At 70.0% G+C, this 19,051-nt stretch carries 13 protein-coding genes; 10 read left to right on the forward strand and 3 right to left on the reverse strand.

Annotation, left to right across the window (positions count from 1 at the left end; all coding sequences use genetic code 11):
- The first annotated feature begins 64 nt into the window (after positions 1-64).
- The 7 genes from G9Q41_RS22760 to npdG all read left to right on the forward strand — a co-directional run bounded on the left by G9Q41_RS22760 (position 65) and on the right by npdG (position 8,349).
- On the forward strand, positions 65-2,995 hold the full coding sequence (locus G9Q41_RS22760) for an ATP-binding protein (RefSeq protein ID WP_165633153.1): 2,931 nt from the start codon (positions 65-67) through the stop codon (positions 2,993-2,995).
- 125 nt (positions 2,996-3,120) lie between these two features.
- Positions 3,121-4,989, forward strand: a complete 1,869-nt coding sequence (locus tag G9Q41_RS16220) for a hypothetical protein (protein WP_347567566.1) — start codon at positions 3,121-3,123, stop codon at positions 4,987-4,989.
- Between the two features lie 27 nt (positions 4,990-5,016).
- Positions 5,017-5,643 (forward strand): hypothetical protein, encoded by a 627-nt coding sequence (locus tag G9Q41_RS16225; RefSeq protein ID WP_165633151.1) that lies wholly within the window; start codon positions 5,017-5,019, stop codon positions 5,641-5,643.
- A 1-nt stretch (position 5,644) separates the two neighbouring features.
- On the forward strand, positions 5,645-6,628 hold the full coding sequence (locus tag G9Q41_RS16230) for a C40 family peptidase (RefSeq protein WP_165633150.1): 984 nt from the start codon (positions 5,645-5,647) through the stop codon (positions 6,626-6,628).
- 110 nt (positions 6,629-6,738) lie between these two features.
- Positions 6,739-7,194 (forward strand): hypothetical protein, encoded by a 456-nt coding sequence (locus G9Q41_RS16235; RefSeq protein WP_092523148.1) that lies wholly within the window; start codon positions 6,739-6,741, stop codon positions 7,192-7,194.
- Positions 7,195-7,318: 124 nt separating this feature from the next.
- Positions 7,319-7,522, forward strand: a complete 204-nt coding sequence (locus G9Q41_RS16240) for a hypothetical protein (RefSeq protein WP_092527235.1) — start codon at positions 7,319-7,321, stop codon at positions 7,520-7,522.
- A 161-nt stretch (positions 7,523-7,683) separates the two neighbouring features.
- Positions 7,684-8,349 (forward strand): NADPH-dependent F420 reductase, encoded by a 666-nt coding sequence (npdG, locus tag G9Q41_RS16245; RefSeq protein ID WP_165633149.1) that lies wholly within the window; start codon positions 7,684-7,686, stop codon positions 8,347-8,349.
- A 157-nt stretch (positions 8,350-8,506) separates the two neighbouring features.
- Here the strand turns inward: npdG and panB are convergent, their stop codons facing one another.
- Positions 8,507-9,391: a 3-methyl-2-oxobutanoate hydroxymethyltransferase gene (gene panB, locus G9Q41_RS16250; protein WP_165633267.1), complete on the reverse strand. Its 885-nt coding sequence runs from the start codon at positions 9,389-9,391 to the stop codon at positions 8,507-8,509.
- 188 nt (positions 9,392-9,579) lie between these two features.
- Here panB and G9Q41_RS16255 point away from each other — a divergent pair, with 188 nt between their 5' ends.
- Positions 9,580-10,434, forward strand: a complete 855-nt coding sequence (locus G9Q41_RS16255) for an arylamine N-acetyltransferase (RefSeq protein WP_165633148.1) — start codon at positions 9,580-9,582, stop codon at positions 10,432-10,434.
- Positions 10,435-10,531: 97 nt separating this feature from the next.
- Here the strand turns inward: G9Q41_RS16255 and G9Q41_RS16260 are convergent, their stop codons facing one another.
- Together G9Q41_RS16260 and G9Q41_RS16265 are read right to left on the reverse strand one after the other, a co-directional pair.
- Positions 10,532-11,155, reverse strand: a complete 624-nt coding sequence (locus G9Q41_RS16260; RefSeq protein ID WP_165633147.1) for a hypothetical protein — start codon at positions 11,153-11,155, stop codon at positions 10,532-10,534.
- 143 nt (positions 11,156-11,298) lie between these two features.
- Positions 11,299-13,074: an NAD+ synthase gene (locus tag G9Q41_RS16265; protein WP_165633146.1), complete on the reverse strand. Its 1,776-nt coding sequence runs from the start codon at positions 13,072-13,074 to the stop codon at positions 11,299-11,301.
- 229 nt (positions 13,075-13,303) lie between these two features.
- Between G9Q41_RS16265 and glnA the strand changes: the two genes are divergently transcribed.
- Both glnA and G9Q41_RS16275 read left to right on the forward strand, forming a co-directional pair.
- The gene (glnA, locus tag G9Q41_RS16270) at positions 13,304-14,647 is read left to right on the forward strand and encodes a type I glutamate--ammonia ligase (RefSeq protein WP_165633145.1); all 1,344 of its coding nucleotides are present in this window, start codon (positions 13,304-13,306) and stop codon (positions 14,645-14,647) included.
- A gap of 50 nt (positions 14,648-14,697) precedes the next feature.
- Positions 14,698-18,519: an FkbM family methyltransferase gene (locus G9Q41_RS16275; protein WP_165633144.1), complete on the forward strand. Its 3,822-nt coding sequence runs from the start codon at positions 14,698-14,700 to the stop codon at positions 18,517-18,519.
- Positions 18,520-19,051: the final 532 nt, after the last annotated feature.

The following is a 19,051-nucleotide window of genomic DNA, read 5'->3' on the forward strand; positions in this document are numbered from 1 at the left end:
TCCGGAGTGTCCGCGGGACGAACCAGGAATCCCAACAGACGTGTGCACAGCAAGGAGGTTCGCGGTGTTCGGTCGCGGACGAGGTCGTGAGCGCGATTCCCAGCAGGTCTCCGGACAGCAGTACCGCGCCACGTCGAAAAAGGCGTCGAAGACCGCGCGCTCCGGCAAGAGCAAGGACCGCAAGCTGAGCGGTGAGCAGTCGCTGCCGAGCTACACGCCGTCGATAGCGGCACGCTCCATCGACGGGCACCTGCTGCGGACGGGCCAGGACGTCTTCGCCTGGTACCGCCTCTCCCCGCAGCGCTGGTCCTTCCGCTCCGACTCGCAGCGCCAGGACCTCATAGCCGCGATCGCGGGGCAGTACGCCGAGCTCCAGGGGCGTTGGCTGCACCTGCGCGTGACGAACCGCCCCTATCCGATCCGGATGTGGGCCGAGGCCCACGTGCGGAACGCGCAGAACGCGCTGCCCGATGTGCCCGGTGCGCTGAGCTTCGACGACTACATGGTCGGCGAGCAGCAGCAGCTCATGGGGCGCTCGATGGCCGAGAAGGAGGTCTACCTTGGCGTCCAGGTGCAGACCCGCAACGTGGTGGACCGGGCCGTCGAACGGGCGGCCCCCCTGCTGCGCAAGGTGTTCCCCGAAGCCGTCGACGCGGAACTGGTGGCGCTGGACAGTGAGATCGAGCACCTCGATCAGGTGGTCGGTTCGGCCGGGCTCGACGGCCGTCCGGTCACCGCCGAGGAGATCTCCTGGCTGATGCACCGGTCGTGCTCCCTGGGACTTCCGGCCCCGCGCAACCTGCCGGCGACGCCGAGCAACACCTGGCAGCCGGAGGACCTGGCCTCGTTCACCGACGCGGCGGACATGCACCAGGAGCCGTACTCGCCGACCGTGACCGTGCGCGGCCGGACCGGCTCCAACGCGGGAGTGAGCCGGAACGTGGCCGTGCTGACGCTCGGCCAGACGCACGGACTGCAGATCCCCGAGGTCGACGATCCGTGGCTGCAGCACTCCGACCGGCTGCCCGCCCCCGTGGAACTGTCGGCCCGCATCTACGTGCGCAGACCGGAGGACGTCGGTGGTGAGCTGCAGCGCCAGATGAACAAGGTGCGTTCGCAGGTTCGCCACTACACCGAGGAGCACGAGCTGGAACCGCCCACCTCGCTGGCGCGGCAGGCCGGACGTGTCCTGGAGATCGACGACGAGATGACCTCGGGGTTCACCGCGCTGGCCACCCGGGTGCGCTCCTGGTGGCGCATGGCGGTCTCCGGACCGACCGAGCGGGACGCGCTGCGCCTGGCCCAGCAGCTGCTCGACCTGTACAAGCCCAAGATCGCGATCGAGCACCCCGAGGCCCAGTACGCCATGGCCCGCGAGTTCATCCCCGGGGAGCAGCTGGCCTCCGGGGCCTACCTGCGCCGCGGTTCGGTGGTGTGGGCGGCCTCCGCCGTTCCCCAGGCGACCGCGGAGGTGGGAGACCGGCGCGGGGCGCTGCTGGGCGAGACCTGCACCGCGACCCGACGCCCCGTGGCCTGGGACCCGTGGATGGCCCAGGAGATCAGGGACGCCTCGGGCCTGACGGCGATGGTCGCCGGGCTCGGTGGTGGCAAGTCCTTCCTCGGCGGCGGGCTCGTCTACAAGACGCTGCGCTCGGGGGCCTACTGGACCCTGCTGGACCCCTCCGGGCCGCTGGCCGAACTGTGCGAGCTCCCCGAGCTCCGCCCCTACGCACGTCCGATCAACCTGCTGAACGCGCAACCCGGCATCCTCAATCCGTACCGGGTGGTCGCCGAACCGGAACTCGAGCACTTCGTGGACGAGGAGGACCCGGAGCGGAGCTGGCGCAGGGAACGCGCGCTGGCCGCAGCGACCAGACGCCGCCTCGTGCTCGACGTGCTGACCGGGCTGCTGCCCTACGACATCGCGCGGATGCCGCAGACGCGCATCGTGCTGCTGCGGGCGGTGCGCGCCGTCGGCGGGCGGCCGGACGCGCACCCGGGGATGGTGTTCGAGGCGCTCCGCCGGGACGCCAGCGAGCACCACGAGCACGCCGTGGTGGTCGCCGACTTCCTCGACGAGATCCGCGAGCGCATGTCGCTGCTGATCCCCGAGGCCGACGCCGATCCCTACTCGCAGCGCAGGGAGGACCGGCTGACGGTGCTGACCATGGCCGGGTTGACCCTGCCCAAGGACGGGGTCGGCCGGGAGCACTGGACGGACAGCGAGGCCCTCGGAGTCCAGCTGCTCAACCTGGCCGCCTGGCTGACGCAGCGGACCGTCTACGAGCGTCCGAAGGAGGAGCGCAAGGGCGTGTGGATCGACGAGGCGTTCTTCCTCTCCGAGGTCCCCACCGGCCGTGTGCTGATGAACCGGTTCGCCAGGGACTCCCGCAAGTGGAACGTCCGCGTGCTGCTGTCCAGCCAGATACCGGCGGACTTCCTGCGCATCCAGGGATTCGTCTCCCTGCTGGACTCGGTGTTCATCGGCAGGCTGGACGACGAGCAGGCTCAGGCGGACGCGCTGCGGCTGCTGAAGGTGCCGGTCGACGCGGGCTACGAGCAGGTGGTGTCCGCGCTGGGGCGGCGTCCCGGGCCGTCGCGGAACAACACCGAGCGGGACCGCTCCCCGCGCCAGTTCATCTTCGGTGACGGTGCGGGCGGGGTCGAGCGCATCCGGGTCGACTTCAGCGGTCCCCACCTGGAGCATCTGCGCGAGGCCCTGGACACGGCCCCGGCGTCGGGCGCTTCGGAGCAGGAGGAGGTCGGGGAGATGACGAACCCGACCACGCCCAATTCGGACTCGATCGCCGAGATCGGAGGAGCGCAGCCCGAACAGCCCCTGGAAGAGGACCCCGAGATGCTCGAGGACTTCGCCGAGTGGGAGCTCACGGCGGCAGGCGTCGGAAACAACGAGCACCCGAACACCGAGTCCGATGAGCAGCAGCCGGGCGGCAACGGTCCTCGGAGCGGGGAACGGACGCGAGGAGTCTCCTGATCGTGTGGGTGCTGTTGATTTCGGGAGCGGTCACCGCTTGGGTGGTCCTCCGACGCCGAAGTTCCCGGTCGGAGAGGACCCGTCCTTCCGGGAACCGGAGGGCGCGGCGCGGGGCTCTGGTCACGGTGGCCGCCCTGCTCGGGCTGCAGGCCCTGGCCGGTGCTCCGGCCTACGCCCAGCCGTTCGACTGCACCGAACCACCGAATCCGGAACGCCCGGGAACCGGCATGGTCGGCGCGGTCGATCCCGCTCCCATCGGAGTGGGGCAGTCCGGCAGCGCCTACGACGAGTACGCCTACGCCGGGCAGGTCTGGCACACCTACGACCTGGGGTGCGGCCCGCAGGGGGTCAACAACCCCAACGCGATGGTCGACACCTGGATCGGCAACCAACTGTTCAACGTGGCCAAGAACCTGGTCGGGATGACCAACGGGCTGCACTACTCGCTGCTGTCCGGCGACCTGATGGCCCCGTTGGACGAGATGATCACCACCGGGACGGTCGCGCTGTACGACAGCGTGTTCACCCCGTGGTTCGGGGTGGTGGCCGTGGTGCTGGCCGTGCTGCTCTTCCGGTACATCTGGCAGGGCGACCTGGCCACGATCGGGAAGCGGACGACCTGGGCACTGGCCGCCCTGTGGTTCGCCTCGGCCACCTACCTGACGCCGCTGGTCTACACGCACGCCCTGGACGACGTCGTCATCACGGGGACTTCGGCGGTGCAGGGCGGTTTCCTGCGGGAGGTCGGTGTCGACGAGCGCGACGCCCTGCCCACGTTGCTGCACAACGAGATCGTCTACCGCGGTTGGTTGCGCGGGGAGTTCGGCTCACCGGACTCGCCCAAGGCCGAGGAGCTCGGCATGCGGTTGCTGGACGCGCAGGCCTGGAGCAAGCGCGAGGTGCTCTCCGGGGAGGCCGACGGCTCGGTGGAGGAGAAGAAGCAGGCCTTCGAGGAAGTCGCCGCGCAGATGGGCGGTGCCTACGGTTACTTCCAGGGAGTGGACGGGAGCAGGATAGGCGCGGGCATGCTCAGCATGCTCCAGGCCTTCTCCTACACCACTTTCCAGCTGCTGGCCAAGGCCGCGATCCTGCTGGCCCAGGTGCTGTTGCGCGTGCTGATACTCGCGGGACCGCTGATAGGCCTCGTGGCGATGCTCTACCACGAGGTGTTGCGCAGCGTCGGGCGCATAGCGGGGGCCGCGCTGCTCAACGTGGTGCTCATCTCGGCGATGGCCGGACTGCACACCTTGGTGCTGAACTGGGTGTTCGCCCCGACGCGCGGTTTCGAGCTGCTCACCCAGATGCTGCTCGCCGCGCTGCTGACGATCGTTTTCCTGATGATCGGCAAACCCCTGCGGCGAATGGGGCAGATGGTCGAGCTGTCGGCCGGTGCCGCCGGGGGAGCGGTCCCCCGGGTGCCTCCCGGGTTCTTCTCCCGGGCGCGGCGCGGATCCTCCGGAGGGGGGAGCGGTCCCCAGGACGACTTCTGGGACCAGGTGCGCGCCTCGGGGTCCGGCACCGAGTCCGCTCAGGGCCCGTCCGGGGGCGGTCTCGGCGGCGGCCGCCCCGAGAACGAGGGGCCGACCGTGGCGGCCACGGCGGAGCGAACGGACCGCTCCGCGAGCTCCTCGCCCGCGGGCGGGGCCGGTTCGCGCACCGAGATACCGGCTGCGGGGACGGCCGGGAGCGGCTCGCGATCGGGCGCGAGCGCGGTCGAGCAGCAGCAGCGCCCGGGGAGCAGGCAGACCGCAGGCTCCCTGCCGGAGGGTGAGGGGCGAAGCAGCCGAACGGTCGACACAGCCCCGATAACGGAGAGCTTCTGGAACGAGCGCGACGACGATCCCGTGGTGGTGCCCTCCCGGGTCGGGAACCCGAATCCGCTGCGTGGTGCGGAGGACGGTTCCCGACTTCCGTCCGAATCGGAGACGCTGGCGGGGCGCCCGGTCAACGTGGTGTATCGACCGTCCCGCGGGTTGGAGGTCTCCGATGAGTGATCGATCGGTCGAAGGGGGCCGGGACTGATGCCGATTCGGACGCACCGGGGGCGCACCGCGGTGTACCGGAGGTTGTGGGGGTGGCCGTTGCGGTCGCCGAAGCACCTCGCGGGGGCCGTCGTGCTCCTCGTGGCCGTGGCGAGCGGGGTCGGTCTCCTGCTGGCGAGCGTGCCTTCGGCCACCTCGCCGCCGGGAAGTGCGGCCCGGCAGACCGAGCGGGACTACGAGAGCGATCCGCGGGAGGGCCTCTCGGGAGGGGAGACCGGGGACACGTCCGCGGAGACGCGGGAGGTGTCGCCCCCGTCCATCTCGGTGCCGAACGTCGAGCCGAGTTCGGTCCAGCCCGACCCGGCCGGTTTGGAAGTGGTGCGCGAGTGGTTCTCGGCGTGGACGCGGTCCTCCGAGGACACGACGCGTGAACAGTGGATCGAGCGGCTGCGCCCCTACACCACCCCCGAGTTCATCGGCGTGATGAACACCGTCGATCCGGCGAACGTGCCCGCCACCGAGATAACCGGACAGCTGCAGGTCGACGAGTCGACGAAGACTTCGATGCGAGTACGAGTTCCCACGGACGGCCCCACCGTGCGAGTGCACGTGGTCCGTTCTTCCTCGGAGGGTTGGCGCGTGTCCGGCTACGACAGGGTGGACTGAGATGCGAAAGATCGCTGTTGTACTGGTACTGCTCACCGGGTTCGGTGGACTCCTCGGTGTGGGGGCGGTAACCGGCCTGCTGGCAGGCATGGGCGGTGGAGAGCGGACCAGCGGGGCGAGGTGTGGTGCCGCGCTGGGGGCCTCCGCAGCGGCCGATTCGCGCGGCAGGCGAATGGCGCAGGGGCTCGGCAGCGAACAGCGGCGGGTCGTCCAGCGGATCATCGAGGTGGGCAAGCGACGCGAGCTGTCCCCGCGCGCGTGGCAGATCGCGATCCAGGCGGGCAAGACCGAGTCGAACCTGCGCAACCTGAACTACGGCCACGCGGACTCGCTTGGGGTGTTCCAGATGCGCCCCTCGATGAACTGGGGGACACCCCAGCAGGTGACCAACCTGGACTACTCGATCAACAAGTTCTACGACGAGCTGCTGGAGGTCGACGGCTGGAAGGACATGCGCCCCGGCACGGCTGCGCAGTCCGTGGAGCGCTCGGCCTTTCCCACCCGCTACCACGAGGTCGAGTCGATGGCCGCGTACCTGGTCGGCGACGAGAGCGGCACGCGGACGTCGAACGACTGCTCCGGGAGCCCGAACACCGGTGAGCTCACCGCGAAGGTGGTCGACTACGCCAGGAAGCAGCTCGGCTCCCCCTACGTCTGGGGAGCGGAGGGCCCGAACCGGTTCGACTGCTCGGGCCTGACGCAACGCGCGTGGGCGGCAGCCGGGGTGGAGATCCCTCGGGTGTCGCAGGACCAGTACCACTCCGGCGGGGCCATGGTTCCGCTGAGCAAGGCCCGCAGCGGGGACCTGGTCTTCTGGGGGCATGGGCGTGATTCCAACTCGGTGCACCACGTGGCGCTCTACATCGGGGACAACAAGGTGCTGCACGCCCCGCAACCCGGTGAGAAAGTGGAGATCACCGAGCTCTGGGATGGCGGGGAACTGCTCCCCACGGTGGTGCGCCCGTCCAGGGCCCGGGCGAGTTGACCGCCCCGGAGCCACGTGGAGACACCGGCGTCCACCGCTCGCGCGTGTGAGTGTCCCGGCCACTCGACGGTGGTCCGACGGTTCTGCCGTCTTCTCCTAGGAGGACGAACATGTTCACCCCTGACCCGATTCCCCGGCCGAGCGGTCCACCGGCGTCGAGCACCCCGCTCGCCGACTACCTGTCGTGGACGCGCTGCGGAACCGACGACGACTACACCGTCCTGCCGCGCTCCCTGGCCGAGTCGATGCCGCTGCCGTGGCAACAGCACATGCGCGACCTCCTCGCCGAGTTCCACCAGGCCTTCGGACATCTACAATGGCCGGTTTACCGCGTCGTCCCCAGCGGCTACGAACGCCTGACCGAGCTCGACGAGCAGCAGCTCTCCGAGATCGGTTGCACCATGGAGCTCGGAGACAACGGCGAACCGGAGTACCGGCTGCGGGACGGAAGCAGGGTGGAGGACCCGGAGGAGCGGCAGGTCCTCGTCCCCCGAGCGGATCCCATCCCGAAGCGGCACGCGGGCAGCGAGGGCCCCGCCACCGGCCCCGCCCCACCGGACCGGTGAGCGGGCGACGACGAGCGGCGGACCCGATCCGGTAGGCGACCTCGGACCGCTCGGGCGGGGTGGTGGAGTGCTCGGCGGAAGCGCGGAACGTGACATCGCGGCCCGCGCGTGCGAGGCTCGGGTCATGGCCCCGAACGGCTGGTACTTCTGCTTGAAGCACCGACGAGTCGAAGCACCGGGTGAGGTTTGTCGGGCGCTCAACCGTCTCGGACCGTACAGCGATCGCGCCTCGGCCGAGAACGCGCTGGAACTCGCCCACCGCCGGACCGAGCAGGCCGATGAGTCCGATCGGCGCTGGAACGATCCCTCGGAGGGCGGGGACCTCTGAATTTCCGAGGGCGGCGCGAGGTTCGAGACAGCCGTCCCCGCTCCCGCGCCGCCGGGTTCTGCTCGAAGTCGCCAACCCCACATCCGCCCCACCTGGCGCGTGCTGATCCTGGCAGCGACAGTGGAAGCGACAGGTGATCCGGCTTACGAGAAGGAGCCACGGTGGTTGATGTTCGGGACCTGACCGTCGGGGTGCTGGGTGGCACGGGCGCTCAGGGCAAGGGACTGGCGATCCGTTGGGCCCAGGCCGGGCTGAACGTGCTGATCGGCTCGCGTTCCGCGGAGCGCGCCGAGCAGGCCGCGGAGGAGATCGCCGAAGCCGGTGGTGGCTCCGTCCGGGGGTGCGACAACTCGGAGTGCGCGGCCGGTGCCGACGTGGTGCTCGCCGCGCTGCCCTGGGAGGCGCACGCGGACACGTTGAGCGAGCTGCGCTCGGAGCTGGCGGAGAAGATCGTGATCGACTGCGTCAACCCGCTCGGCTTCGACAAGAAGGGACCGTACGCGCTCGAGGTCGAGGAGGGCAGTGCCGCCCAGCAGGCGGAGGCGTTGCTGCCGGACTCCAGGGTGACTGCGGCGTTCCACCACGTCTCCGCGGTCAAGCTGGCGGACACGTCCGTGCGGCACGTGGATCTGGACGTGCTGGTGCTCGGCGACGACAGGGAGGCCACGGACCTGGTCAGGGCGCTGGCGGACGTCATCCCCGGGGTGCGCGGCATCTACGGGGGCAGGCTGCGCAACGCCCACCAGGTGGAGGCGCTCACGGCGAACGTCATCGCGATCAACCGGCGCTACAAGGCTCACGCCGGGCTTCGCGTCACCGACGTGTGACGGCTGTTCCCCCGGGGCCTTCCCCGGGGAGCGGCCTCGTGCCGCGGGAAGAAGCTCGCGGTGCGCTCGAGCCGCTGGGACCCGGGGCTCCCCGGGGCGCGGGGCGGACGGTTCTCGGTCCGCCCCGCGCCCCGGGCGACCGGAGGTGCTCCTCCGCTCAGTCGAAGCTGTGCTCGGGAGCGGGGAACCGTCCGTCGCGCACTTCCGCGGCGAAGCTGTCCGCGGCCCGGGCGAGGACGTCGCCCAACTCCGCGTAGCGCTTGACGAAGCGCGCCGTGTGACCGGTGTTGAGCCCGGCCATGTCGGTCCAGACCAGCACCTGGCCGTCGCAGTCCGGACCCGCGCCGATGCCGACGGTGGGGATGGTGAGCTCCGCGGTCACCCGTTTCGCCGCGGCCGCGGAAACCATCTCGAGCACCACCGCGAAGGCACCCGCGTCCTGCAGCGCCCTGGCGTCGGTGAGCAGCTCCTCGGCGCGGTCCCCGCGGGCCTGCACCCGGTATCCGCCCAAGCCGTGCTCGCTCTGGGGGGTGAATCCGATGTGGCCCATCACGGGGATCCCCGCGGTCACCAACGCGTTCACGTGCGCCGCGTAGCGAGCACCGCCCTCCAGCTTGACGGCGTGGGCTCCCGCCTTCATGAACCGCACGGCGGTGTGCACGGCCTCCTCGGGGGAGGCCTGGTACGAGCCGAACGGCAGGTCGGCCACCACGAGCGCGTGCTCGGCCGCTCCGACCACGGCACGTACCAGCGGCAGCATCTCCTCCACGGTGATCGGCAGCGAGGACTCGTAGCCGTACACGTTGTTCGCGGCCGAGTCGCCGACGAGCAGCACCGGTATCCCGGCCTGGTCGAATATGCGCGCCGTGTACGTGTCGTAGGAGGTCAGCATCGGCCACGGTTCGCCGCGTTGCTTGTACTCCCTCAGGTGGTGGGTCCGCACCCTGCGACGTTGTGGCGTCGAACCGTAGGGTGCCCCGGTCTCGGCAGCGCTGGAGCCGTTCGTCGTGCCCCGCGTGCTCTCGTTCTCGGTCGTGGACATGCTCATCCTCTTCCTCGCGGCCCTGCTGCGGGTCCACGGGCTCAGTCGCGGATGTCTACACCCCAAGACTGGCACCGGGGCGAGCAGAACTCGACAGTTTCCGGTCTACGTCACAGGGCCGCCACGCGGTTTCCTCGATCTCGGCTTCGGTTGACTTCGAGCGCGCTCGAAGTGGGAGCTTGCCCGGCATGACCGAACTCGAAGATCGACAGCGCGCGGCCGGCGACGAGTGGAGGACCGATTCCGTCGACGTCGTGGGCTATCTGGAACGGATCGGGGTCCCGCGGCCGTCCACCCCGTCGGTGGACGCCCTGTACGACCTCCATCGCGCCCACGTCGGCACGATCCCCTTCGAGAACATCGACGTGGTGCTCCGAGCACACCCCGGTCTGGAGCTGAGCACCATCGAGTCGAAGCTGGTCGGCAGCGGCAGCGGCAGCGGCAGCGGCAGGGGCGGGTACTGCTACGAGCACGCGCTGCTGTTCGCCGCCGTCCTCGAACGGCTCGGTTTCACGGTGTCCAGGCACATCGCCCGGGTGCAGCCCGACCGCCCCGGTCCGTACACCCACATGATGCTGGTGGTCTCCGCCGAGGGGGAGGACCACCTGGCCGACGTGGGTTTCGGAGCAGGAGTGCTGGATCCGATGCCCCTGCGGGACGGTGAGGTGGTCGACCAGGCCGGGTGGCCGCACCGGCTCAGCCGGAACGGCGCGGACTGGACGCTGGAAAAGCACACCCGGAAGGGCTGGGAGGCGCTGCACACCTTCGACAGGACTCCGAAGCGCCCGGTGGACTACGAGGTGGCGCACCACTACACGGCCACCCACCCGGACTCGCCGTTCGTCGCGAAGCCGGTGGTCATGCGCATCGAGCCCGGCAGGATGCGCAAGCTGATCGGCACGGAGCTCATCGTCGAGTCCCCGGAGGGCGAGCTCGTGCGGGAAACGGTTCCCGCCGCCCGGTTGGGCGAGGCGCTGCGTGAGCTCGGCGTCGAGCTCACGGAGGAGGAGCTGCGCTCGCTGCACGCCAGGACGGCCGGGTGAGCGTGCCCGCTCCGACGCCAGCCCCGGTCGTGCGCGGTGTGCTCGCCCCTGCCCGCGAGCACCGGGATCACGAACGTGCCGGGGCGGATGCTCGGGCTCAGGTCAGATGGGGCCTGCCCGTCTCGCGGATGCCGCCGCGGGCCCGCGGGTGGAAGCGCTGCACCGCTTCGTCCAGCAGCGGTGCAGCGTTCTTGTCCGCGCCGATCGGAAGCCGGTAGCCACCTCGCAGGCCGTCCCGCTCCCAGAGGTGCTCCATCTCCGGGTGGCGCGACCGGAAGCTCACGTCGGCGGGGAACAGGTCGAGCCGGACCACGGCCCCGGGGCGCCCCATGCGGCGAACCATCCACTTCCGGGAGAGCTCGACGGCCGCGAGCTCCTCCCAGCGGATCGCGAACGGCTTCCCGCGGGGATCGTGCCACCGCACACCGGGCGGCTCGATGAAGAGCTGCTGGGTGCGGGAGAGCACCGGCCAGAAGAGGAGCACCAGCAGCGCCACGCCGATCAGGGCGCAGCCGAACAGCCCGGTGAACACGCGTGCGCCGACCCCACCGTCCACACCGCCCCGGAACGCGCTGATCAGCAGGAGCAACCCGAACGGTCCGAGGACCGCTCCACCGATCAGGACGTTGCGCCGGACTCTTCTGCCCACGTCGTAGACGACCGGCTGCGCGGCGTACGGATGCGGTGGCGGGCCTGCCTGCGGGGGTTGTGGGAGCGTCACGGGCGGGACCGTAGCGCACTCGGGCCGGTTCCATCAGGCGTTCGCCGCGGCCGGTCGGACCGAACGGGCCGCTCGGTCCGAACACCGAGGCCTCGAGGCTCCGGAAGCCCCGAGGTCCCGGTGATCGGAGCGGAGGGATCCGGTCAGGGGCGTGCCTCCTGCCACCGGTTGGTCACCGGGAGCCTGCGGTCCCTGCCGAAGGCCTTCAGGGTGATCTTGGTCCCCGGCGGGTACTGCCTGCGCTTGTGCTCCGCCCGGTCCACCATCCGCAGCACCTGCTCGACGAGCTGGGCGTCGAAACCCTGCCCGATGAGCTCCGCGTAGCTGCGGTCGCCCTCCACGTAGCCGTCGAGGATCTCGTCGAGCACCTCGTACGGCGGCAGCGAGTCGGTGTCCACCTGTCCGGGACGCAGTTCGGCCGACGGGGCCTTCGTGATCGAGCCCTCCGGGATCGGTGGAGTCGTCCCGAGCTTGTCCGCCTCGTCGTTGCGCCAGCGGGCCAGCCGCCACACCAGGGTCTTGGGCACGTCCTTGATCGGAGCGAAGCCTCCGACGGCGTCGCCGTAGAGGGTCGAGTACCCCACCGCGAGCTCGGTCTTGTTCCCCGGGGCCAGCACCAGCCGTCCGTGCTGATTGGACAACGCCATCAGGGTCATGCCCCTGCAACGCGCCTGTATGTTCTCCTCGGCCAGTCCGGACAGTCCCAGCTGGTCGACGAAGACCCGGACCATGTCCTCGATCGCGTGGGTCTCGAAGTGACAGCCGAGCCGTTCCGCCAGCTCGGCAGCGTCGGAACGGGAGTGCTCCGAGGAGTAGTGCGAAGGCAGCGAAACCCCGTACAGCGCCTCCGGCCCCAGCGCGTCGACGGCCAGGGCCGCGCACACCGAGGAGTCGATCCCGCCCGAGAATCCGAAGGTCACCGCCTCGAAGCCGTTCTTGCGGACGTAGTCCCGCAACCCGGTCACCAGGGCCGCCCAGATCTCGGCCTCCTCCGACAGCGCCTCGGCGACCGGGGCCTCCTGCCGCAGCGGTGCGTACTCCGGCAGCGGATCGGGGGACAGCGTGATCCGGTTGACGTGGAAGGCTGGCAGCGTCTTCGGGCGGAAGTGCAGCGGCACCTCCTGGTCCGCGGGCTCCGGGGTGACCTCGGTCGAGGTGTGCCCGCCCGCGGTCAGGTCCAGGTCGTGCAGCAGCAGGGACTCGGAGAAGCGCGGAGCGCGCGCCAGGATCTCGCCGTGGTTCGTCGCGATCATCGAATCGCCGTCGAAGACGAGCTCGTCCTGCGCTCCGACGAGATTGACGTAGGCCAGCGGAGCATCCGCCTCGGCCGCCCGACGTACCACCAGGGAGGTGCGCTCCTCGTTCTTGGAGCGCTGGTAGGGGGAACCGTTGATGCAGACCACCGCGTCCACCCCGACCCTGCCGAGCGCCGCCACCGGACCGCCGTTCTGCCAGATGTCCTCGCAGATGACCACCCCGACGTCCAGGCCGTGCATCCGCACGATCGGCAGGTCGTAACCGGGGGCGAAGTAGCGCGCCTCGTCGAAGACGCCGTAGTTGGGCAGGTGGTGCTTGTGGTAGGTGTCGACCACCTCGCCGCCGTACAGCAGCGAGGCCGAGTTGCGTATCCCCTCGTCCTCGCGGTCCAGGTGCCCCACGATCACCAGCGAGTCGCCGCATCCCTCGTCCCGGAGCCGCTCGGCCAGCGACTCGATCCCGGAGCGGTTGGCCGCGGCGAACGACTTCCGCAGCGCCAGGTCCTCCACGGGATACCCGGCCAGCGCCATCTCCGGGAACGCCACGACGTGGGCACCTTGTTCGACTGCCTCCTTGGCGCGTTCCACGATCATCGAACTGTTACCGGTGATGTCGCCGACGCGGGCGTTTACCTGAGCCAGGGCGATGCGCAACTGCGGCATGGCTCCATCTTCGCGCAGACCGGCCGCGCACGTTCGTCGGGGCGCCGTCCCGGTGTGTCGTCTCCGGCGAATCGCCCGGCCACCGCGGAGCGGCACGGTGGAGGCGCCCCCGGGAAGGCACGCGGTCGGACGTGGCCGGAGCAGCAGGAAGGGACGGACACGCTGACGTGGCGCACCCGTGACGGAGCGGGTGCGGCACGCGTGAGGGGCGAGGACTTAGGCTGCGAGTATGGACCGTCAGCAGGAGTTCGTGCTCCGCACTCTGGAAGAACGCGACATCCGCTTCGTGCGGCTGTGGTTCACCGATGTTCTGGGAATACTGAAATCGGTGGCCATCTCACCCGCCGAGCTCGAGGGGGCCTTCGCGGAGGGGATCGGTTTCGACGGCTCGGCCATCGAAGGGTTCTCCCGCGTCTACGAGTCGGACATGGTCGCCAAACCCGATCCGACGACCTTCCAAGTGCTGCCCTGGGAAACCGCCGACGGGCAGCACTACTCCGCGCGGATGTACTGCGACATCACCATGCCGGACGGTTCGCCCTGCTGGGCCGATCCGCGGCACGTGCTGCGCAGGACCCTCTCCAGGGCCACGGAGGCGGGATTCACCTGCTACGTGCACCCCGAGATCGAGTTCTTCCTCCTCAAGGACCTCCCCACCGACGGGAGCGAACCCACCCCCGCCGACTCCGGGGGCTACTTCGACCAGGCCAGTCACGACACCGCCCCGCACTTCCGGCGCAACGCCATCGAAGCGCTGGAAGCCATGGGGATATCCGTCGAGTTCAGCCACCACGAGGGCGCCCCGGGGCAGCAGGAGATCGACCTGCGCTACGCCGACGCCCTCACCATGGCCGACAACGTGATGACGTTCAGGTACGCGGTCAAGGAGGTCGCGCTCACCCAGAACGTGCGGGCCTCGTTCATGCCCAAGCCGTTCAGCACTCAGCCTGGCTCCGGCATGCACACCCACGTGAGCCTGTTCGAGGGCGACCAGAACGCCTTCTACCACCCGGAGAACCCCTACGAGCTCTCGGACACCGGCCGCGCGTTCGTGGCGGGCCTGCTGCACCACGCCCGTGAGATCAGCGCGGTGACCAACCAGTGGGTGAACTCCTACAAGCGACTCGTCGTCGGTGGTGAGGCACCCACCGCGGTCTGCTGGGGACACGCCAATCGCTCCGCCCTGGTGCGGGTCCCGATGTACTCCCCGGGCAAGTCCTCCTCCCGTCGGGTGGAAGTGCGCAACCTGGACTCGGCCTGCAACCCGTACCTGGCCTACGCCGTGATCCTCGCCGCCGGACTGCGCGGAGTGGAACGTGGCTACGAGCTCCCTCCCGCGGCGGAGGACGACGTCTGGTCCCTGACCGAGAGCGAGCGCAAGGCGGCGGGATACCCGAACCTGCCGCAGAACCTCAACGAGGCACTGTCCGAGATGGAGAACTCCGAGCTGATGGCGGAAACGCTCGGGGAGCACGTTTTCGACTTCTTCCTGCGCAACAAGCGGGACGAGTGGAACTCCTACCGCAGTCACGTGACGCCGTACGAGTTGCGCACGCTGATGCCGATGCTGTGACCCGGTCGGGGCGTGTGACCACGTGAGCGTCGACGGTAAGTTCAGGAGTCGTGAGTGATCCCCTGGACCATTCCGAATCGACCCGATGGCCGTCCCCCGCTCCGGAGGGAACCGATTCGCCGGATGAACTCGTCGACGAACCGGCCTGGCCCGTGGAACTCCCGGAGGAGTCCGAGCAGCAAGTGAACGGACCCGAACGGGAGTCCACGGGCCCCACCCCGCACGGCTGCACGGTCGCGCGGCACGGACAGCTCGCCGGAGCGCGCGTGCTGCGCGACTCGTTCCTGCACAACCACCCGGACGGGCGCTTCACGATCCTGCTGCTGGATTTCGAGGAGGAACTCGACGAAGCGCTGCGCGCCGAAGTGCGCACCCCCGCCGACATCGGCGTCGACGACGTCGAGTTCGCCCGGCTGGCCGCGGCGTGCGGGCAGGAATCACTCAACGCGGTGATACTTCCCCGGCTGCTGGCGTTCCTGCTGCGGTCCGAGTCGCCGCTGCTCTATCTTTCTCCCGTCGTTCGGGTGTTCGCCCCGTTCGGTGACGCGCTCGACGTGCTCAGCCACGCGGAACCGCTCGGGCTGGCTCCCAGGGTGCTACGTCCGTTGCCCGCCGACGGCCTGCGCCCAGGTCCGAAGGACCTGGTCAGGGCGGGGTCCTTCGACACGAACCTGCTCGCCGCGCACAGCGGGGCCGAGGCGGTCCTCGAGGAGTGGGCTGCTCAGGCCCGCGCCGATCCGAGCTCGGCCGAAGGGCTGTTCGAGGGACTGCCCGCCATGGTCGACCACCGGGTGCTGCGGGACCCGGGGATCGGTCTCTCCGTGTTCAACGCTAGTCAGCGGAGGCTCGAGACCTCGCACGGGCGGCAACTCGTGGACGGTGAACCGCTGCGCAGCGTCCACTTCGAGGGGTTCGAAGCGCAACGACCCTGGCTCCTGTCGACGGAGTACGCGGACCGTCCGCGCGTGCTGCTGTCGGACTTCCCCGAACTGGCCGGGTTGTGCGCGGGGTACCGCAACGCGCTCGTCTCCGAGGGACTGCCCGCCGAACGGACGCACCCGTTCGACCACCTGCCCGACGGGACCCTGATCACCCCGAGCATGCGCGCCGCGTACCGCGCGCGGTGGCTGAGCGGGGAACAGGACGGTGGGGACCCGCTTCCCAGCCCGTTCGAGCAGGGGGACTCCGAGCGGGATCCGCAGGCCGAGTTCCTCGAGTGGGCGGCGGAACCGGAGGACGAGCGCCAACGGGCCGCGGGGTGCTCGCGGTGGGCGATCGCCGTGTGGCGGGACGACCCGCAGCTGCGGCGGGACTACCCCGAACCGCTCGGGAAGGACGCCGCCGCCTTCGGGGAGTGGTGCGCCGGGGTCGGTGTCGCCAGCGGCAGGATCCCACCGCAGTCGGTGCGCGGCCACGGCCCCGAACGGTCCGACATGACGGACCAGCTGGGGGTGGCCGTCCTCGGTTCGGGACGACTGGCGGAACTGGTGCGCCTCGCCGTGCGCTCCTCCGGGGTGCCGAGCTCGGACGAGCCGCATTACCCGGTCGTGCTCCGTTGCGACCCCGCCGTCCCCGTTCCGGCGGGACACCACCTCATCGACGTGCGACCGGACGGCGGGGCGGATCCGGTGGACGCGGGAGCGGCCGGCGGAGAGCCCGCGGAGGTGTGGGCGCTGTCCCAGGCGGGCAGGCACGCGGCACGACACGCGGGAGTGCAGGCTCGCGTGCTGGCGCTGCCCTTCCCCGAGAACGATCCCCCGGGGGAGGAGGAGCGCAAGGAGGCGCGCGCTCGGCTCGGGTTCTCCGAGGAGTTCGTGTTCGTCGCCTTCGCCGATCACGCCGATGAGTACCGCGCCAATGTGCTCGGTCTGGTGACGGCCTTCGGAGCCACCTTCGGAGAACGCGCGGATGTGCGCCTGTTCGTGGCGGTCAGCGGCGCCACCGACCATCCGGAGGCCGCCGAGCGACTGCGGCTGGCCACGGCCACCGATCCCCGCGTCGTCCTCCGGGAGGAGCGCGACGCCGCGGAACTCGGCGGCGCGATCGCCGACTGCGTGGTCTCACTGCACCGCGCGGAGAGCGGGGTCGGCGGCGACCGGTACTCGCTGCGGTTGCTGGACGTGGTGTCCCGGGGGATACCCGTGATCACGGTGGAGCACGGGTCCGTGGCGGAACTGCTCGGTTCCTCCGGGGCGGTGCTCGTGCGCTGTCAGGGCAGTGGGGAACCCGATCCGGAGGCAGCCGCGGCGGCGCTGACCGAGGCGGTCGGGGATCCGGAGGCAACGGCCCGCTCCGGAACGGCCGCTCGTGAGTTCCTGTCCCGGCACCACTCCGCGGGGCGCGCAGGGGAGCAGCTGCGCGAGCGGGTGGAGGCCGCCTACCGGAACTGGCGGGCCAAGTGGGCGCGGGACCAGCAGGATCCCGAGGAGGACCCGTTGCGTCCGCTGCTGGTGGCGCGGCACGCGCTGCACCGTCCTCCAGAAGTGGGGATGGGCGGTCGGAACGCGGTGACCCCGGCCCTGCGCAAGGCCGTGCTCAAGGCGCTCGGCCACTACGACGAGCACATCCGCGACATCATCCGCTCCCTGCTCGACGGCGTGGAGAAGACGGCGGCGGAGCTGCTGCGACGTCAGGAGGGGCGGGCGGACGACCTCGACGTCAACGCCGTGCGCGCGGAGCTGACTCAGCTCTCCCAGCGTCAGGAGCAGCTGGGGTCCCGGGTGGCCGGGGCGGACGACGGGGCCGTGCAGGCCCGTTCCGACCTGGCCGAGCACGATCGCAGGCTGCGGGCCCTCGAGGAGCGTGGCCAGGCCGCGAGCGAGAACCAGCTGTCCGAACTGGCCGAACGCGTCGACAGCCTCACCGGGGCCGTGGAGCGGACTCTGGACCGGGTGGACCGGCTGGAGCAGCGGATCGAGAACTCGGAGCGGCAGCAGCAGGAGCAGTTGGACTCCGGGCTGCGCCGAACGGCTCTCGACATCGACAACGCGCTGCGCGGGACGGACGCCCTGCGGCGGATCGTGCTGCGCGAGCACGAGCGCAACGGGGGAACCGACCACGTCCCCGGTACCCCCGTGGTGTGCGAGGCCGGGCTGCTGCGGCTGCCCGCGGAGGACACGGTCATGCTTCCCTGGCTGTCCTCGCACCACCGCTGGGACACCGAGGTCTCGGCGTTGATCGATTCGCTGCTGGAACCGGGTGGAGTGTTCCTCGACATCGGTGCCTACGTCGGCTATCAGACCGTGCGGGTGCTGGGGCGGCTGAATCACACCGGCCGAGTTGTGGCGGTCGAGCCCGATCCGGCGGCACGTCAGCTGCTGGAGCACAACGCCGAGGTCAACGTGGCCGAGCGGGTGCGCGAGCGGCTGACGGTGCTGGGCGAGGCGGCGTGGGACTCCGACCGGGAACTGGTCGGGGAACCGGTGGACACCGGAGGTGTGCAGCTCCGGGATCCCGCTGATTCCGCGCAGCGCTCCGGTCAGGAGTCCCGCTCCCAGGAGGTCGAGCTGCGCGGCGTGCGGTTGGATCGCGAGCTGGACAGCACGCACGGGATCGGGGAGCGGAACCTCTCCGTGGTCCACGTGGACGTGGGCAGCGGGCTGCACCGGGTTCTCACCGGGCTCGGTGGGTTGTTGCGCGATCACCGTCCCTCGGTGGTTTGCTCGTTCACCCCCGCGGCCGTCGAGTCGATCGGCGACGACCCGAGGGCCGTGCTGCGGGAGTTCGCCGATTGGGGGTACGAGATCGTGCTGGTCGGCAGGAACGATCCCGTGTCCCCCGAGCAGCTGATGCAGGCGATCGGGGCCTCGGAGACGAGCACGGTGAAGCTGTGGTTGCGTCCCAGCGCGGAAGCCGCCGACGACGAGGGGTGAGCGGTGCGGTGGAGCGGTGACGTGGTGGTTCTCCACGTCACCGGGGCCTCCGGGAGCGCGACGCCCTCTTCTGCGCTGGAGCGCTGCCCGGGGAGTTCGCGGATGACCCCCCGCTTCGCGGAGCTCAGGTGCGGTGTGTAGACTGTGTCGTGAACAGAGACCGAACGGGTCTTGAACGAGCCGGGACGTGCGGTTGACGCCGCGAAGCGGACCGGGTAAATTCGTTGAAGCTCAGGATGGTTCGTCCATTCGATACTTGATAAGTTCATCCTGGCTCCCCTTTAGGTGCTGCTGTGGCGTGGTTGTGCGTTGTGGTGGTGCCGGCTGGGGTGCCCCCGGGTGTTGGGGGTGCTGTGGTGGGGTGCTAGGGTGAATGTGCACCGGCCGCAGGGCTTCGTTGTTTGAGGGTTCTGTGGTGGTGTGCCCACTGGTGTGGGTGTGTTCTTTGAGAATTCAACAGTGCCTTGACGCGTGTGTGGCTTCTTGTCTTTTTGTTTTTTTGTGTTTTTTGCTGGGGTTTTTTCTCTGGTTC

The sequence above is a fragment of the Actinopolyspora sp. BKK2 genome (assembly GCF_011291845.1).
GTDB lineage: Bacteria > Actinomycetota > Actinomycetes > Mycobacteriales > Pseudonocardiaceae > Actinopolyspora > Actinopolyspora saharensis.

Excerpts from the sequence above, each read along its gene's own strand:
- G9Q41_RS16225 (WP_165633151.1), top strand. The coding sequence starts at position 5,017 with ATGCCGATTCGGACGCACCGGGGGCGCACCGCGGTGTACCGGAGGTTG.
- G9Q41_RS16230 (WP_165633150.1), top strand. The coding sequence starts at position 5,645 with ATGCGAAAGATCGCTGTTGTACTGGTACTGCTCACCGGGTTCGGTGGA.
- G9Q41_RS16235 (WP_092523148.1), top strand. The coding sequence starts at position 6,739 with ATGTTCACCCCTGACCCGATTCCCCGGCCGAGCGGTCCACCGGCGTCG.
- G9Q41_RS16240 (WP_092527235.1), top strand. The coding sequence starts at position 7,319 with ATGGCCCCGAACGGCTGGTACTTCTGCTTGAAGCACCGACGAGTCGAA.
- panB (WP_165633267.1), bottom strand. The coding sequence starts at position 9,391 with ATGTCCACGACCGAGAACGAGAGCACGCGGGGCACGACGAACGGCTCC.
- G9Q41_RS16255 (WP_165633148.1), top strand. The coding sequence starts at position 9,580 with ATGACCGAACTCGAAGATCGACAGCGCGCGGCCGGCGACGAGTGGAGG.
- G9Q41_RS16265 (WP_165633146.1), bottom strand. The coding sequence starts at position 13,074 with ATGCCGCAGTTGCGCATCGCCCTGGCTCAGGTAAACGCCCGCGTCGGC.
- glnA (WP_165633145.1), top strand. The coding sequence starts at position 13,304 with ATGGACCGTCAGCAGGAGTTCGTGCTCCGCACTCTGGAAGAACGCGAC.